The sequence below is a fragment of the Pedobacter jejuensis genome (genome assembly GCF_003725795.1).
GTDB classification, from domain to species: domain Bacteria; phylum Bacteroidota; class Bacteroidia; order Sphingobacteriales; family Sphingobacteriaceae; genus Pedobacter; species Pedobacter jejuensis.
The window spans coordinates 274,024-289,079 of the sequence record NZ_RBEE01000012.1 but is presented as its reverse complement, the minus strand read 5'-3'; the positions used below and the strand labels follow the sequence as shown (position 1 = coordinate 289,079).

Here is a 15,056-nt window from a genome sequence, read left to right as displayed (position 1 = left end):
AGAAAAGAGCGATTGAAAAGATTAAAGGCTATGATTACGGAGCTTAAAAGCTCAACAAGCATTCAGGATAAAAATGCTGAAGATTTAATACGCCAATATATTTTCTATTCGCCTAAAATGCCCTTGCGTTTGCACCAAGAGCAAATTTTGGCCACATCAAAAGCATTTACTTTACCAGTTGCCGATACCTATTTTACAGGTGCAGAACTAACCATCAACTGCTTTAGCTGGGGAAACGGAAAAACAAAAATTTTGCTTACACATGGCTGGGCATCAAAAGCAGCCGACTTTTTTGAGTTGATTACGGAACTTCAAAAACTGGATGATGTTGAAATTATTGCTTTTGACGCACCCGGAAATGGAAGTTCTGAATCAGAGTTTTCCAACCTGATGTTGTATGCAGAATCGGTAAAATCGATACATGAAAACTACGCAAAAGTTGATGTAATCATTGGTCACTCGCTGGGTTGCATGGCAAACGTTATTGCAATACAGGAAAGCGAAATACAGTCGAAATTATTAATCAGCATTGCACCTTTAATTAGATTGAAAGAAAATTTTGAGCAAAGCATGGATAGTGTTAATATTCCTGCTACCGCTAAGGCTAATTTTTTTAAGAATTTCAGCGATGAATTTCCTGTTGCGGTAGATTATTTCAATCTTGAAGAACTTTATACACTACAAAATAAGCTGCCTCATTTTTTAGCCTACGATAAAGAAGACCACATTTCACCTTATGCTTATTTAAAACCATTTCTTGATAAAAACCAGACAATCGAGGCGAAGACTTATGAAGGTGCCGGACATTATAAAATTTTAAAATCGCCTGAAGTAATTGCTGATGTGGTAGCAAAAATAAAATCTACCATCTGATTTTGTTCCTTCATTTTCTGATTATATTGCAATAAATGAAAGAAGAGAACTCAAGCTTGGAAACGCATGAACTTAACCCTTACGATTATGTTTTAAAGGATTTTAACCTGAAAAACCTAAGCACTGTAGTTATTCTAAAACATTTAAATCAACACATTAATACCGATACCAAAGGGTTTTACAGTATTGTTCCTGAACAATTGCAGATAGATTTCGGAGCATTTAGTTATGAAACATCTTCAGCATTTTTTCCGATTGTACAGGTTCAACAAAATTCTAGTTCGGTAAAACTGTCTTGCAGATGCGATGCACCAAAAAATAAACTTTGCGAGCACCAAGCCCAGGTTTTGTACAATATTTTACAACGGCCAGATTTATTGATTTTTTTTGATGAAAATCTTCGTCGCCAAAAACTAAAAAAAATTGCGGCTGATTATGGCTTAGATAATGAAGATAATTTTGATGCGCTTTTTAATCTTAAGATAGAAAACGACACCTTAATTATCAAACCAAAAATGGCTTCTTTGCAGGCCTTCAATGCAGAAGCAAAACAAAATCTTGAATTAGCCTTACTACCGGATAAACAAAAAATACCTGTAGCTGCTGCGCTTGATACAAGCAATTTAATTTTGGTGCTCGGTCAGCACCGATACTACAACAACTTAAATATCGAACTTTTTGAGGCGAAAATAACCAAAAGTGGTAAGCCAAAAAATCCTTTTAAAAGCATAAATCCTGCAGATTTAATTTTTAATACAGAAGAGAGTTCTGAACTTAAATATTATAGCGGCATTGCAAAATTTCAAAACAACTTTGCTACAGAACAAGTAGAGGTTGAGTTGGCGGCATTAAAGGCGATTGTAAAAAATCCGCTTAACATTCCTGCATATTTACATGATGCAAAGATATCTCCAAATATCCAGGCTACATCTGTAGTTCCTGTTCAGTTGCACATTTTAGATGTTGATTTGCACTTAACCGTTAATCAAAAGGATGATTTCTTTGAAATTAGCGGCAGACTAATTATAAAGGGAAACTCCTATTCGCTCGATAACCTTTTTATCCGATATAACTATTTTGTTCAACTTAAAGATCAGCTTTATTTGTTAGCCAGGGCCGATTTGGTAAAAGTTATCGGTTTCTTCATCAAACAGAGTAACAGGCTAATCATTCATAAAAGCAAATATCCAGCGTTTCAGAAAAATATCCTGATTCAATTGGAAGGCAATATTCATGTAGATTATTCCTATCTGCGACCAGCAACGCCTAAGCAAATGGAAGAAAAAGGATTCGATTTGGAAATCGAAAAGCTTATCTATCTTTCCGAATCAGAAGATTTTATTTTGATTACACCGGTAATGCGTTACGGAAATCTAGAAATTCCGGTCCTTTCAAAAAATAAAATTCAGGCTCAAGATAAGTTGGGTAATCTGTTCACGCTTCACCGCAATGAAGAAGAAGAATTACAGTTTACGGGAGAAATTATTCGCCAACACCCTTTCTTTTATGAACAGGAAACCAACGATTCTTTTTACTTGCATCGCAAACGCTTTTTAGAGGAATTGTGGTTTCTTGATGCTTTTGAAGCCTGGCGGAGTAAAGGTATTCATATTTTAGGTTTCAATCATCTTAAAAACAATAAGCTTAACCCTCATAAAGCTGAAATCAATATTGAAGTATTAAGCGGAACCGATTGGTTTGAAACCAAGGTGAAAGTAAAGTTTGGCAAGCAGAATGTTGCTTTAAAACATCTTCATAAATCCATTAGAAATAAGAGCAAATTTGTAACGCTCGATGATGGAACACAGGGCATTTTGCCCGAAGATTGGATTGCGAAATTTACAGATTACTTTACCGCCGGCGAAATTGTTGATGATACTTTGCTTACCCATAAAATAAAATATGCTTCGATAAGCGATTTATATGAAGATGCAATGCTTAATGGAAGCGTTCGGGATGAGCTGAAAAGTTTTAAGCAGAAGTTTGAAGGGAATGATGCTATTAAGGAGATTACGATTCCGAAAACGTTGCAGGCAACGCTTCGGCAATACCAAATAGATGGTGTAAATCGGTTGAACTTTTTAGATGATTTTAATTTTGGGTCGATATTGGCAGATGATATGGGGCTTGGAAAAACGATTCAGATTATTGCTTTTATTTTAACGCAACGAGAGAAAGTTAAGCACAATGTAAATCTCGTTGTTGTGCCTGCTTCCTTGATATTTAATTGGAAAGCAGAGGTTGAGAAATTCGCCCCATCCATTAACGTGAAAACAATTTATGGTAGCGACCGGATAAAAAGGACAGATACTTTTGATGATTTTGAAATCATCTTAACCTCTTACGGAACCTTGCTTTCCGACATTCGATATCTGAAAGATTTTCATTTTAATTATATTTTTCTGGATGAATCACAGAACATTAAAAACCCGGAATCGCAGCGTTATAAAACTGTAAGGATGCTGCAATCCAGAAATAAAGTAGCCTTAACCGGAACGCCTGTAGAAAACAATACTTTTGATTTGTACGGACAGTTGTCGTTCGCTTGTCCGGGCTTATTTGGTAGCAAACAGCAGTTTGCAGATTTGTATTCGACACCGATTGACCAATTTAAAGACAGTAAAAGAGCTACAGAATTACAGAAAAAAATTCGCCCTTTTATTTTGAGGAGAACCAAAGAAGAAGTTGCCAAAGAATTGCCAGATAAAACTGAAATTATTTTATACTGCGAAATGGGAGAGGAGCAGCGTGAGGTTTACGAAGCCAACAAAAAGGAAATTCAGGATTATATCATGAATAAAACTGAAGATGATTTGCCCAAAAACGCCATGCATGTGTTAAAAAGCATAACCAGATTAAGGCAAATCTGCAATTCAGCCGCTTTGCTTGCCGATGGAAAATCTTACATACAGGCCTCATCAAAAATTGATGTGTTGATTGAGCAAATTGAATTGAAGGCCGATAGCCACAAAATACTGGTATTCTCGCAATTTGTAAGCATGCTTGATTTAATTAAGAAACAGCTGGAAATTAAGGGAATACAATACGAATACCTTACCGGGCAGACTAAAAACAGGCAGGAGGTTGTGCAATCATTTCAAAACAGCAAGGACATTCCTGTATTTTTAATCAGTTTAAAAGCCGGTGGAATAGGTTTAAATTTAACCGAAGCAGATTATGTTTATTTAGTTGACCCATGGTGGAATCCTGCGGTTGAAAATCAGGCAATCGATAGAGCTTACCGCATAGGGCAGCACAAAAATGTAATGGCTGTTCATTTAATTTGCCCGGATACGATTGAAGAAAAAATAATGAAATTACAGGCGGTTAAAAAGGATTTGGTAAAAGATTTAATTCAAAGTGAAGGCGGATTGTTTAAAAACTTAACTAAAAAAGAGTTGCTGGGTTTATTGAGTTAAACATTATTTTAGCTTAGGTTCCACTCCATAGTCTGGGTTCTCACAAACTATAACAAGTTATATTAACTTTCCTTCATACTATTAATAACCTGTTTTTTTTAGATAACGTCACCCTGAATTTATTTCAGGGTCTTATTTGCAGGAAAGATGCTGAAATAAATTCAGCAAGACGTATCGTACAAGCAATGCGGAGATAAAATAGCCACACAGTGGTCTGTGTCCTCACAGACCACAATAAGTTGTATTATTTTTCCTTCACATTATTAATAAGCTGCTTTTTTTAGTTAACGTCACCCTGAATTTATTTCAGGGTCTTATTTGCGAAGGAAAGATGCTGAAATAAATTCAGCAAGAGGTGTCGTGTAAACAATATGGCGATAAAAGAAAACGTATAAAGTATAAGAATCGAATTCAGATTACAAAGATTTCTCGGCTATACGCTCGAAATGACGTCGTATATTCCCGTCATCTCGATTGGAGCGCGGCGGAATAGAGAGATCTTTGACCAATAGTTTTGCTAATTGTAAATCTGAATTCGTTTATTATTTTTCCTTCATATCATCAATAAGCTGCTTTTTGTAGTTTACGTCACCCTGAATTTATTTCAGGGTCTTATTTCCAGGAAAGATTCTGAAATAAATTCAGCAAGAGGTGTCTTACAAGCAATACGGCAATAAAATAGTCACTCCATGATCTGTGTCCTCACAGACCACAATAAGTTATATTAATTTCCCTTCACATTATTAATAAGCTGCTTTTTTTTAGTTAGCGTCACCCTGAATTTATTTCAGGGTCTTATTTGCAGGAAAGATGCTGAAATAAATTCAGCAAGACGTGTTGTACAAGCAATTCGGGGATAAAACAGCCACTCCATGGTCTGTGTCCTTACAGATCATAATAAACTATATTAAATCGTCACCTGAAACTGATATCCCAAAAACTCAGGAACATTTAAACTTTCTACAATTTTCCAGCTTGTTTTTTCATCAAGAAATGTAGGCTCTTTTAAACCGGCTTCTCTTGCAGCTTTGGTATAAAAATCTTTTTTGGTGGGATGTGTTGGTGAACAGGCATTATAAATTCTACCGAAGGCTTGCTTTTCCAAAATAGAAATGGCAATTCCTATCGCATCTTGTTGATGGATTAAGTTAACAGGAGCTAAACCGTTTGGCACATTGCTTTTACCGGCAAAAAACCTTCCAGGATTTCTATCAGGTCCAATTAATCCCGCGAAGCGGATAATGGTGTAGTCGTTCGGGCGTAAAGACCTAAAAATTTGTTCTGCAGCTAATACAACCTTACCAGAATCTGTGTCGGAATTGGTTTCACTATCTTCATTTACAATTTTATTTTCATCACCAAATACACTTGTAGAGCTAATCATTATCACCTTACGAGCTTTGTTTTCAGAAGCTTCTAAAATCGATTCTATCTTCTCAGGGTAATCGTTTAATTCTGCCGAGTTCCGTTTTGGTGGGATACAAATAAATAATACATCCGTTCGTAAGAAACGCTCATTTGTCAAAACGCTATCGGCGGTGAAGTTTATTAAGTAGGGTTCTATTTTTTCAGCACTAAGCGTTCTCAATTTTTCAGGCGTTGTGGTAGAACCTTTTACATCAAATCCACTCGAAATTAGAGATTTGGCTAAAGCGAAACCGAACCATCCACAGCCTAAAATGGAAACGGTTTTAATTTCTTTTAATAAATCCATATACTATTGAACTAATTAACCTTTTTCAACATTATAGCAAGCCCTGCAACGAGGCTCGTAGCTTTCTTTTTCACCTAAAAGTAAGGTAGATTCATCGGAAACGGTTCTGTAACTATACAATGCCGGATTACCACAGCAAACACAAACTGCATTTACTTTGGTAACATGTTCGGCAATTGCCATCAAAGCGGGCATTGGTCCGAAGGGTTTACCTGAAAAATCCATATCCAAGCCAGCAACAATTACCCTGATGCCTTTCATCGCTAGTTTATTGCAAACATCTGGTAATTCGTTATCAAAGAACTGTGCCTCATCTATCCCAACAACTTGCGTATTTGTACCCAACAATAAAATTGCCGAAGCGCTATCAACAGGTGTAGAATTTATCGAATTTAGGTCGTGAGAAACTACTGCACTTTCGTGGTAACGCGTATCGGTACGGGGCTTAAAAATTTCGACATTTAGCTTAGCAATTTGCGCCCTTTTTAGTCTGCGGATTAACTCTTCCGTCTTCCCGGAAAACATAGAGCCGCAAACAACCTCTATACTTCCCGAAAATTCGCCTCTTCTCCTAAAATTTTGTTCGCTAAATAACATGCTAATATATCGTTTGCCCTATCTTTCTTTAATTTATAAACCGAACAAATATCATAATTATGTGTTATTTTTGAATACATAGTTACCAACATAAATCACCAAAAAATTCGTTTAATAATTTATGATGAACCAACAAGATATTTTTAGAAAGATTGGTAGTATTTTGACTGAGCTTAATGAGCAATACCAATTTTTGGCTCAGAACCCTGAAAAGTTAAATGAATTAGAAGTTGAACTTTTTCTGGCTAACGCCGATTTTCTTTCGGATCATGTTAAAATTGTAAAAAAGTTAAATGCTTTGGTAGAGGATAAACCTGCTGAAACGAATACAGGGTTTTTGTTAGAAGAGCAAAATACAATTGTATTGCCTGAAGTACAAAGCTATAAGCCAGAAAGTGAATCTTTTCAGCCTTCTGAACTGGAAGAAATCGTTGCTGCAGAAGAGGAGGAAGAAAGAATTGACCTTCAGCCTGAAGAAGAAATTTTGGAGGAGGAACATATACGCGAAGAAACTGCTGAAAAAATATTAGAACATAACTTTTTTAAGCCCGACCAGGATTCTAATAGCTTCGAATTTGTTTTAGGTAGCCATAGTAATGATGATAAATTTGATTACGAAGAAAAACCAACAAATGAAATTTTCGATAGAGTTTTAAGTAAAGAGGAAGAGGAAATCCTGGCGCAAAAAAAGAGAATTCATGATAAGGAACAGGACACTGACACCTATGAACCAGTTGCCGCCCTTGAAGATGAAATAGGACCAGAGCCATTTTTGATATCTCATGATGAGGAATATGCTGTAAATCATCCCGAGGTTGAATCTTTACATGAGCAACCGGAGGAAGAACCTAAGGAAGTAGAAGATGTAAATAATTATGATGATGATATCATCTCACCACCTGTTGAAGATCGCCCAGCCTTTATTCCTGAAGCAGTTCCGGTTAAACCAATGGTTGAACAAAACATTCAGAGTAAACCTGCACCTTCTTTAAATGATTTGCTTGCGAAAACAAATGCAGCTCAGAATGAAGTGGAGAAAGCGCCCATTTTAGATTTAAAGCAAGCCATAAATTTAAACGAGAAACTTTTGTTTATAAAGGATTTGTTTAGCGGCTACAACATGGCCTACTCTGAAGCATTGGATATCGTAAACAAAATGCCAAATTTTGAAGCCGCCGATGGCTTCTTGCAAAAGAATTATGCTACGAAATACAACTGGGCCAATAAACAATCAACTGTTGATCAGTTTTACGAATTGTTGAATAGAAGATTTAGTTAGTAAGTAGAAATTATGGATTTACAGTTAAAAAATAAAACGGCTTTTATAAGTGGTTCTACCGCAGGAATAGGTTTCGCGATAGCCGAAAGCTTGTTAAAAGAAGGTGTTAATGTTATTATCAATGGTAGAAGTGAAGAAAGTGTAGATGCTGCGGTTAAATTGCTCCAAAATATTTCTGGTACTCAAAGCGTAAGTGGAATAGCTGCTGACTTTTCCAAATCTAAAGAAGTTGATTCGCTTATTGCCAGACTTCCCGAAATTGATATACTAATTAATAATGCCGGCATTTTTGAACCTAAGGCTTTTGAAGAAATTTCTGACGAAGATTGGTTTAGATTTTTTGAAGTGAATGTTATGAGTGGTATCCGTTTATCCCGTCATCTTTTTCCTCAAATGTTGAAGAAAGGTTGGGGACGAATAATCTTTATATCAAGTGAATCTGCTGTTTTTATTCCTGATGAAATGATTCATTATGGAATGACCAAGACTGCCCAGCTTGCGGTTAGTCGCGGATTGGCAGAATTAACAAAAGGTACGCAGGTAACGGTTAATTCTATTTTACCAGGCCCAACGAAATCTAAAGGTGTTGGCGGCTTCATAGAAGATTTAGCAAAATCAGGAAATCTTTCCGTTGCTGAAGTTGGAACGGATTTTTTCAAAAATATGAGACCCACATCACTTTTGAAAAGGTTTTTAGATGTACAGGAAATTGCAAATACGGTAACATATTACGTTAGTCCACTTGCATCAGGAACAAACGGTGCAGCAATTAGGGTAGAAGGTGGCTTAGTTCGCTCTATTCTTTAAATAAACCTATTTTGTTTTTGTCATGGTTTGTGTCTCAACAGACAATTAAATCACTATTTTGGTCTGTGAGGACACAGACCAAGGAGTAGATTTGGTTTTCAGTTGCCTGTTATTACTTGACAATTGACTGTGTGCAAGCTTAAATCCACTATTGGAGCTAAAAACAATAATTATATCCATTTTGACAGGCAACCCGCAACAGAAAACCCGCAACAAAAGAGTTGAGTATTTCGCAGACAAATTATACAAAGTTTAGAGGTATTTTGGCAGGCAATCCGCAACAGAAAACCCGCAACAGAACTTAAATAAAGCCCATTCTGTTTGAATCAAGTTTTAGGAAGATGAAAATCAATATGGTGAAACTCCATAACGATGAACCGCCATAACTGATTAAAGGCAGTGGAATCCCGATTACGGGGATGATTCCAATCGTCATCCCGATATTAATAAAAATGTGAAAGAATAGAATGCAGGCAACACTGTAACCATACACTCTGGAAAACGTTGACCGCTGCCGTTCTGCCAGGTTAACTAATCTAAGCAGTAGAAAAATATATAAGGCAATTACAACCGAACAACCTAAAAAGCCCCACTCTTCTCCAATAACAGAGAATATAAAATCGGTAGTTTTTTCAGGAACATAGCCATATTTAGTTTGTGTGCCTTGTAAATAACCACGCCCAGTTAATTGCCCCGAGCCAATGGCAATTTGCGATTGTATCACATTATAACCCGCCCCTTTATTATCTGTTTTTAAACCAAGCATCAGTTCAATCCGGCTGCGTTGGTGTGGTGCCAAAACCTTTTCATAGGCTATTTTAATCAGAAAAAGATAGGCGATAGCAATTAAGGTAACGAATACGGTCGTGATAATCAGCTTTTGTTTTCGCCGGTTGGCATAAATAAAAAGTCCGCCGATTGCAATTAAAATTATAATTAGTGCTGCAGTTGGTACCAGGAAATCGGCAACAAATAATACAATCATACCCAGAAATATCAGCAAAAAGTAACCTGATAAACCTTCGCGGTACAAGGGAAACATAAAGGCTAAAAATACCAATGCAGAACCCGTATCTGGCTGAAGCATAATTAAAAGCAAGGGAGCGGCTACAATAATTCCGGCAATAAAAATCGACTTAAAATCTCTAAATTTTGGATTGAAGGTACTTACATATCTGGCCAGTAATAATGCCGTACCGAATTTAGCAAACTCCGACGGCTGTAACCTAAACGAACCTATCGGAATCCAGGCTTGATTACCACCAACATTTCTTCCGATAAACAATACAACAACTAGCAGCACCAAAGTTCCACCGTATATAAAGGGGGCAAATACGTTAAAAAGGCGACCATCAAACAATAATAAGGACAAGCCTAAAATTAAGCCTGAAATTACATAGATGAGTTGCTTGCCATAATTACTACTAAAATCAAATGCTGCATTCGCATCATTGTGTGGTACAGATGCGTAGATATTTGTAAATCCGATTACACAAAGCGCTATGTAAATTAATACCGTAATCCAATCTACATTGAAAAAAAACCTGTTGCCCTGTTGCTGTATCATCTTTTATTGGATTCGGGTTTGGTTGCAATTATAGGTTTCTTTACCAGCTGAGCCGAAAGTGGGCGTTTAGCGGTGACGGCTTTTAATTTTAAACTATCGTTAATGCGCTTAATAGAATCTGTTTTTCTTATAATTAAACTGTCGGCTTTGGTAAGCTTTGCTTTCTTGGTTTTATCAATAAGCAATGGCAGGAGGTTTTGATTTTTCATCCACTCCGCTTGCGCTATTCTATTTCCACTTATGGCACCTTTTAAATATTTCTCTACCATATAACTGGCAATAGGTGCAGCGTAGGTACTTCCGAAACCTGCATTTTCTACAATTACGGCAATCGCAATTTTTGGATTATCTCTGGGTGCAAACCCAATAAATACGGAGTGATTTTTTCCTCTCGAATTTTGAACGGTACCGGTTTTACCACATAAAATGATATCCGGGATCCTAGATAAAATGGCTGTTCCCCAAGCGGTATTTACTGCATCCTGCATGCCATCAATAACAGGTTCAAAATGTTTTAAATCTATGCCTACGTAATTTTTAGTTACATATTCTTTCTTCACAAGCAATTTATCGCCCATGGCTTTTATTAAGTGTGGCTTGATGTAGTAGCCGCGATTTGCAATCACAGCCATTGCATTTGCAATTTGTAATGGCGTTGCGGTTATCTCACCCTGGCCAATGGCTTGCGAAATTACATTTGTATATCCCCATCGCTTTCCATAAATCTTATCGTAGTGGTCTGAATTATAGAAATATCCTTTTTGTTCAAAAGGCAAATCGACTCCAAGCTTATCTCCAAAACCAAATTTGGCAACTTTATCCCTCCAATCCTGATAAGTCAAACGCTGGTTTTTCATGCCATTTTTGGTAATCAGCTTTTGAAAAACGTAGCAGAAATAAGTGTTACAAGAACGGGCAATGCCTCTTCTTAAACTTATGGAACCATCAAAATGCTCACATTTAATTCTGCGGTTACCGGCTTGGTAATAATGCGGACAAAAAAATGTTGTATTTGGATCGATAACACCTTCTTGCAATCCGATTAAAGCATCAATTGGTTTAAAAGCGGAACCCGGAGGATAATACCCTTGTATTGGTCTTACAAGCGATGGGCGGTAAGGATTACCAATCAGGTTCATGTAATTATTGCCCTGACTTTTACCAACCAGTAAGTTTGGATCGTAACCGGGGCTACTTACCATTGCTAAAATCTCTCCAGATGCTGGTTCGATGGCAACAATAGCACCAACTTTATTGTTCATCAGTTGTTCGCCAAGTTTTTGCACCTCTATATCTATCCCCGAGATTAATCTTTCTCCAGAAACTGCATTGATATCATATTTACCGTCGGCATAGCTGCCTTGCGGGATGTTTTTAGCGTCATAAACGGTATTGATAACGCCTTTTTCTCCACGTAACATTTCCTCATAAGAACGTTCTAAACCGCTTTTGCCTTTATAATCACCAGGGCGGTAGAAACCTTCTGAACGGGCTATATCTGCGCTATCTACTTCTTTAACATAACCGAAAAGTTGTCCGCCGACACTATCCGGGTAATGTCTTATTGTTCTATCCTGAGTAGAAAAGCCAGGGAAACGATACATAATTTCTTGCAGGCGGGCGTAACTTTGAACCGAAATTTGTTTGGAAAACGGAGTGGCTTGGTAATTGGATTTTAATTTAGCCTTCCGCATGTTTTTTCGGACTTCCTCTACTGAAATATCGAGTGCATTTGCTAGGGCCAGGGTATCAAAAGATTTAACTTCATTAGGAATAACCATCAAATCGTACACGGGTTCGTTTTGAACAATTACCCTCATTTTTCGGTCAAGAATTGCACCGCGAGCCGGGTATTTAAACTTTTTCTTAAGCACGTTACTTTCAGCCGCAACAAAAGCTTTATCGCTTACAATTTGAATGTAGAATAATTTCGCCAATAAAATTATGGCAATAACAATAAACAAACCCTGAATGATATACTTTCGATTAAATAATTGCTCCATTAACGAGATGTTCTTTTATAGAAAATAAACTCTACCAGTAAGATTAATAGGAGCGTAAAGATACAACTTAAGCCGCATCTCATTAAGGTATAACCAATTTCTGTTAGCCTAAATGTTTCTAAAAAGAATAATACCAGGTGATGTGTTATTACACACAAAAAAGCATAAAGAGCAAACCATTGAAAACCCATGTAACTTAATGATGGTTCTGGGTCGTCAATCGCATCTTTATTTAAACTTACTGTTATAAATGATATTCTAACAAAGGCTAAAACCACACAAGCTGTAGCATGAACCCCCATGGTATCATAAAAAGCATCGAGTGTTAAACCTGTACCAAAAGCCAATACATACAACAAAATGTTTGGTATACCGAAGGGCAGGAGCAACAAAAATAACACGTATACAAATGGCGTTGATAAATCGTAAAAGCCCATGTTTTTAAGCAAGAAAATTTGCACAAAAAGTAGGATTAGCCACCTGAAAACATTTACTATGATTAGTCTGCTATTCATTTGGCTTTAACAGGGGTTTCTAAAAGTTGTTGTTCTTTTGCCAGTTTGTTCTTTATTACATAAACGTATTGCAAGGTGCTAAAATCATTAAATAAATTTAACTCTGCCGATAGAAAATTATCATTTGTTGCAATATTGGTTTTGCTGAGTTTTCCAACTAAAATACCTTCCGGAAACTGACCAAAACCTGAAGTTACGACCGTATCACCAACATTCATTTTTATATGGTTAGGAACTTCCTTTATAAATGCCTTTCTGATATCGAAGTTATTATCGCCCCAAACCAAAGAGCCTAATGCGTTATCTTTTTTAATTACAACGCTAATTTTAGTGTCTTTATGCAGTAAAGATTGGATGGTAGCCAAATGCGCTGAAACATCTCTAATAAAACCAACAACGCCTCTTTGTGGAGATATCACCGCCATTCCGGTTTCTATTCCATCGAGTGTACCTTTGTTAATCGTCATTACATTATTTCGTAAGGTAATAGAGTTTTTAACAACCTTTGCGGCTAAATAGGTGTATTGTTGGTTGGTAACCGTATCAATAACCTGTACTTCTTTGGTAGAATCTACGGTGGTAAGCGCCAACAGTTTAGTTTTGAGTTTAGCGTTTTCTGACGCAAGACTATCATTAACCACGCCTAAGTTTAAATATCGCTTAAAAACATTTAATCTTTCGTAGGCTGTGCCAACAACCTCATTGGTTGAATTTAATGTTGCGCTTCGTTGGTATGCATTATTTTTAACGGTAAGGTAAACACCAATTAAAAAAAAGATAAAAAACAAGAAAAATGCGTTGTATCTGCTTATGAAAATCCAAAGGTTACGCATATCAAGAGGTAAAATGGGAAATGGAAGATGGGAAATGGCTTAGTTTCATTTTCCATCCTACCTTATCCATGTTAGTTATTGCATTAAGAATTTATATGTTCCGATGTTTTTTAGTGCGATACCGGTACCACGTACAACTGCACGTAATGGGTCTTCTGCAACGTGAACTGGTAGCTTTGTTTTGGCAGCAACACGTTTATCCAAACCTCTTAACAAAGCACCACCACCTGTTAAATAAATACCGGTCTGGTAAATATCAGCAGAAAGTTCTGGTGGCGTTATCTCTAAAGCTTTTAAAATTGCCTCTTCAATTTTCGAAATGGATTTATCTAAACAATGTGCAATTTCAGTATATGAAACGGTAATTTGTTTTGGTACGCCAGTCATTAAATCACGACCCTGAACCGCGAAATCAGCAGGAGCATCCTGTAATTCTGGTAAAGCGGCTCCAACTTCAATTTTAATTTTCTCGGCTGTTCTGTCTCCAATCATAATGTTATGCTGGCGACGGATGTAATTTACAATATCCGAATCAAAATTATCTCCCGCAACGCGGATGGATTGGTCGCAAACAATACCCGATAATGCGATAACCGCAATTTCAGTAGTACCGCCACCAATATCAATAATCATGTTTCCCATTGGTTCTTCCACATCAATACCAATACCAACCGCTGCGGCCATTGGTTCATGAATGAGGTAAACCTCTTTAGCGCCAGCGATTTCAGCCGAATCTCGTACAGCACGTTTCTCTACCTCTGTAATGCCCGATGGAATACAAATTACCATACGTAAAGACGGGAACATCCAGCCTTTACCACCGTTTAGCATACGAATCATGCCTTTAATCATCGCTTCTGCAGCGTTAAAATCGGCAATTACACCATCTTTCAACGGTCGAACGGTTTTAATGTTATCGTGGGTTTTACCCTCCATTTGCATCGCCTGGCGACCAATGGCGATAACTTTGTTTGTAGTACGGTCAAAAGCAACAATTGATGGTTCATCTACAACCACTTTATCGTTATGTATAATTAGGGTATTCGCTGTTCCCAAATCGATGGCAACTTCTTGCGTAAACCAGTTAAATAATCCCATGTATAAGGTTCGTTATTTTAATTTTGTTAAATCTATACTATTCCTAATGTAAAAATAGCTTTTTTATTGTTTTAAGTTTTATTTTCATTGTTCATTTTAATCGAATTAGTTGTAATTAAAATGATAAGAAAATCAAAACCAGTAATTCTTCGGTTTAAACAGTCCCGCTATCCGTTTCATATTTTTGTTAAAGTTTGTAGTTGAACTTAGTTGTTGCAACAAAAATATTTCTCTACTATCGGGTTTATTTTACTTCGGTTACTGCTACTATTTACGTAGCAAATTGCCTAAAGCAACGTTTTAAATATTTAATCTTTGTATTGGAAATGAATGGAGATTGCTTCGTTCCTC

General features: G+C 36.8%; 11 protein-coding genes. 4 read left to right on the top strand and 7 right to left on the bottom strand.

Annotated features, from left to right (window positions below):
• Positions 1-12 precede the first annotated feature (12 nt).
• Positions 13-873, top strand: a complete 861-nt coding sequence (locus tag D7004_RS08830) for an alpha/beta fold hydrolase (protein ID WP_123205506.1) — start codon at positions 13-15, stop codon at positions 871-873.
• Positions 874-908: 35 nt separating this feature from the next.
• Positions 909-4,292 carry a DEAD/DEAH box helicase gene (locus tag D7004_RS08825; RefSeq protein ID WP_123205505.1) on the top strand — a complete coding sequence of 1,128 codons (3,384 nt, stop codon included), beginning with the start codon at positions 909-911 and terminating at the stop codon, positions 4,290-4,292.
• 907 nt (positions 4,293-5,199) lie between these two features.
• Here the strand turns inward: D7004_RS08825 and D7004_RS08820 are convergent.
• On the bottom strand, positions 5,200-6,006 hold the full coding sequence (locus D7004_RS08820) for an SDR family oxidoreductase (protein WP_123205504.1): 807 nt from the start codon (positions 6,004-6,006) through the stop codon (positions 5,200-5,202).
• A 15-nt stretch (positions 6,007-6,021) separates the two neighbouring features.
• Positions 6,022-6,603, bottom strand: a complete 582-nt coding sequence (locus tag D7004_RS08815) for a thymidine kinase (protein WP_123205503.1) — start codon at positions 6,601-6,603, stop codon at positions 6,022-6,024.
• A gap of 121 nt (positions 6,604-6,724) precedes the next feature.
• On the opposite strand from D7004_RS08815, the gene D7004_RS08810 reads away from it, so the two are divergent.
• Together D7004_RS08810 and D7004_RS08805 are read left to right on the top strand one after the other, a co-directional pair.
• Positions 6,725-7,882, top strand: a complete 1,158-nt coding sequence (locus D7004_RS08810; protein ID WP_123205502.1) for a hypothetical protein — start codon at positions 6,725-6,727, stop codon at positions 7,880-7,882.
• 12 nt (positions 7,883-7,894) lie between these two features.
• Entirely contained in the window at positions 7,895-8,689 is a 795-nt protein-coding gene (locus D7004_RS08805) for an SDR family NAD(P)-dependent oxidoreductase (RefSeq protein ID WP_123205501.1), read from the top strand.
• A 301-nt stretch (positions 8,690-8,990) separates the two neighbouring features.
• Here the strand turns inward: D7004_RS08805 and rodA are convergent, their stop codons facing one another.
• The 5 genes from rodA to D7004_RS08780 form a co-directional block, all read right to left on the bottom strand.
• A complete protein-coding gene (gene rodA, locus D7004_RS08800) occupies positions 8,991-10,256 on the bottom strand; it encodes a rod shape-determining protein RodA (RefSeq protein ID WP_123205500.1) in 1,266 nt (421 codons plus the stop codon).
• A complete protein-coding gene (gene mrdA / locus D7004_RS08795) occupies positions 10,253-12,259 on the bottom strand; it encodes a penicillin-binding protein 2 (protein ID WP_123205499.1) in 2,007 nt (668 codons plus the stop codon). Before mrdA ends, rodA begins: the two co-directional genes overlap by 4 nt.
• Complete coding sequence (locus D7004_RS08790; RefSeq protein ID WP_123205498.1) at positions 12,259-12,774, bottom strand: rod shape-determining protein MreD; 516 nt, start codon at positions 12,772-12,774, stop codon at positions 12,259-12,261. Before D7004_RS08790 ends, mrdA begins: the two co-directional genes overlap by 1 nt.
• The gene (gene mreC, locus D7004_RS08785; RefSeq protein ID WP_244214279.1) at positions 12,771-13,562 is read right to left on the bottom strand and encodes a rod shape-determining protein MreC; all 792 of its coding nucleotides are present in this window, start codon (positions 13,560-13,562) and stop codon (positions 12,771-12,773) included. Before mreC ends, D7004_RS08790 begins: the two co-directional genes overlap by 4 nt.
• A gap of 120 nt (positions 13,563-13,682) precedes the next feature.
• Positions 13,683-14,705, bottom strand: coding sequence for a rod shape-determining protein (locus D7004_RS08780; protein WP_056092903.1), 1,023 nt, complete (start codon positions 14,703-14,705; stop codon positions 13,683-13,685).
• Between the last annotated feature and the right edge of the window lie 351 nt (positions 14,706-15,056).

What these genes read in the sequence shown, in the direction of transcription:
- D7004_RS08825 (WP_123205505.1), top strand. Translation starts at nt 909, where the DNA reads ATGAAAGAAGAGAACTCAAGCTTGGAAACGCATGAACTTAACCCTTAC.
- D7004_RS08820 (WP_123205504.1), bottom strand. Translation starts at nt 6,006, where the DNA reads ATGGATTTATTAAAAGAAATTAAAACCGTTTCCATTTTAGGCTGTGGA.
- D7004_RS08815 (WP_123205503.1), bottom strand. Translation starts at nt 6,603, where the DNA reads ATGTTATTTAGCGAACAAAATTTTAGGAGAAGAGGCGAATTTTCGGGA.
- D7004_RS08810 (WP_123205502.1), top strand. Translation starts at nt 6,725, where the DNA reads ATGATGAACCAACAAGATATTTTTAGAAAGATTGGTAGTATTTTGACT.
- D7004_RS08805 (WP_123205501.1), top strand. Translation starts at nt 7,895, where the DNA reads ATGGATTTACAGTTAAAAAATAAAACGGCTTTTATAAGTGGTTCTACC.
- rodA (WP_123205500.1), bottom strand. Translation starts at nt 10,256, where the DNA reads ATGATACAGCAACAGGGCAACAGGTTTTTTTTCAATGTAGATTGGATT.
- mrdA (WP_123205499.1), bottom strand. Translation starts at nt 12,259, where the DNA reads ATGGAGCAATTATTTAATCGAAAGTATATCATTCAGGGTTTGTTTATT.
- D7004_RS08790 (WP_123205498.1), bottom strand. Translation starts at nt 12,774, where the DNA reads ATGAATAGCAGACTAATCATAGTAAATGTTTTCAGGTGGCTAATCCTA.
- D7004_RS08780 (WP_056092903.1), bottom strand. Translation starts at nt 14,705, where the DNA reads ATGGGATTATTTAACTGGTTTACGCAAGAAGTTGCCATCGATTTGGGA.